Raw genomic sequence first — 1,999 nt, 5'->3', positions numbered from 1 at the left:
GGTGTTTCTCCTGGTTTTGGTTGTGGAGTCTCCGGTGTTTCTCCTGGTTTTGGTTGTGGAGTCTCTGGTGTTTCTCCTGGTTTTGGTTGTGGAGTTTCTGGTGTTTCTCCTGGTTTCGGTTGAGTACCACGTTTAACAACTTTCGTTACTGGATCTGTTGTTACTGTTTCTGGTTCATTTGGTGTTACTTCGCCTGTAGTTTCGTTTAGCTTATACGTTGTTGTCGTAACTGTTTTACCAGCTTTACCAGCTACTTCAACATGTTCTTCACCTTCTGGGATATTGTCATCACGTTCATAACGTGTTGGGTAATCAATTGGTGTTTCTACAACTTTTGGTTGAGTTCCACGTTTAACAACTTTCGTTACTGGATCTGTTGTTACTGTTTCTGGTTCATTTGGTGTTACTTCGCCTGTAGTTTCGTTTAGCTTATACGTTGTTGTCGTAACTGTTTTACCAGCTTTACCAGCTACTTCAACATGTTCTTCACCTTCTGGGATATTGTCATCACGTTCATAACGTGTTGGGTAATCAATCGGTGTTTCTACAACTTTTGGTTTTGTTCCGACTTCGTAAACGTCATCCTCCTTGTCAATATGATCCCCTTTGTTCACATGGATACTATAGTGAGACGATAATACAACTGAACCGTCATCGTTAACAACGTTTTCTTCAGCGTTCTCATTGACAGTAAACGGTCTACGAGCAACAACTATAGTATCTTGATCATTAATTACCCCATCACTCGCTTCATATTTCCCATCTGGATTGTATTTCCACACACCCGGTTTATTCGTTTCATCACCAGTTAACCCTGAATCAACAACATGAGGATATTTAGGGTTTATTTCGCTTCGATATGGGACAGTTTTACCGTCAATCTCTTCCCCCGCATGACTATTGTCTACAGGTTCTGGATTTTTGTATTTTTCATCCACATCACCATCTTTGTCATACAATTTCGTAAACAATTCTGACATTGGATGATCAAAAAAATGGGAATCATTTTCATCTTTAGGCACAATAAAACTTCGCCCATTATGCCCTGGTGTTTTGAGAACAGGTCCATTACTTTCAATCTCATCATTTCGAATGTATTGCTTACCTTTTGGAATAATAACTTCGTAACCACTGGCCGAACTTGAAAAATCTTCAATATTCTTATTCTCATCTGCAAGAGTATATGAAGCGTAAACTGTAACATTTGGTGCCATTATTGCAGCCCCACTTAGGGTAATGACAGTCGCTACAGCACAGGAACCGAAAAACTTTCCAATTTTACGTAAAGCGTATTTTTTATTCTTAGTTGATTGCCTTGACATACTTACCTCAATTTTACATTTATTTTAGTTTATAGGCTGTTGACTTCGAGCCAAAAGCCAGATGAAGAATCCAACTTTTGGCAGGAAGCAACGTTTTCTATATTATTCGGACTCATCTTCTTCCTTCTTCTTGAAGAATCCTAATCCTAGACCAGCTAACAAGGTCATGATACCAGCGCTAGCCAAGGTAGCATTAGCTTCTGTACCTGTGTTTGGCAATTCCTCTCTTCTACTTGTCTCAGAAGTCGGAGTAGTTGCTTCTGGAGTGTTTGGAGTTGGAATTTGACTTTCTGGCGTTGGAATAGTCGGATCTTGTGGAGTTGGAATCGGTGTGGTCGGTTTCTGTGGAACAGGATTATTAGGCTCTACTGGTGTTATCTTTTCAAATTTATGAATTGTAACACCATCTTTTGTTACAGTTGTAATATATCTGTATCCAGGAATATTTCCTGGTTCATGAGTTCCAGGTTTTTCTGGTTTCAATGGCTTACCATTTTCATCCACCCAGATTGTAATATGATTACTTTCTGGAGTTGGTTTTACCGGTTCTTCCGGACTAGGTGTATTTGGAACTTTTACATACTCAATCGGTGTATCCTCACCTGGTTTTGTTGGTACTGGTGGCACCTTGTATCCATTTTCTGGATGGTTTGGATCAACTGGTACTAATGGATTTC

General features: G+C 39.6%; 2 protein-coding genes. Both read right to left on the bottom strand.

Annotation, left to right across the window (positions count from 1 at the left end; genetic code table 11):
* On the bottom strand, positions 1–1,322 hold a 1,322-nt coding region (locus HT696_RS07785; RefSeq protein WP_173283510.1), incomplete at its 3' end, for a G5 domain-containing protein.
* A gap of 102 nt (positions 1,323–1,424) precedes the next feature.
* A partial coding sequence (locus tag HT696_RS10545) for an LPXTG cell wall anchor domain-containing protein (RefSeq protein WP_188110406.1) occupies positions 1,425–1,999 on the bottom strand: 575 nt, incomplete at its 5' end.

The organism is Streptococcus sp. 9903 (assembly GCF_013276625.1).
Taxonomy (GTDB): domain Bacteria; phylum Bacillota; class Bacilli; order Lactobacillales; family Streptococcaceae; genus Streptococcus.
Note: the sequence above shows the minus strand (reverse complement) of the source record. Positions and strands in the feature narration are given on the sequence as shown.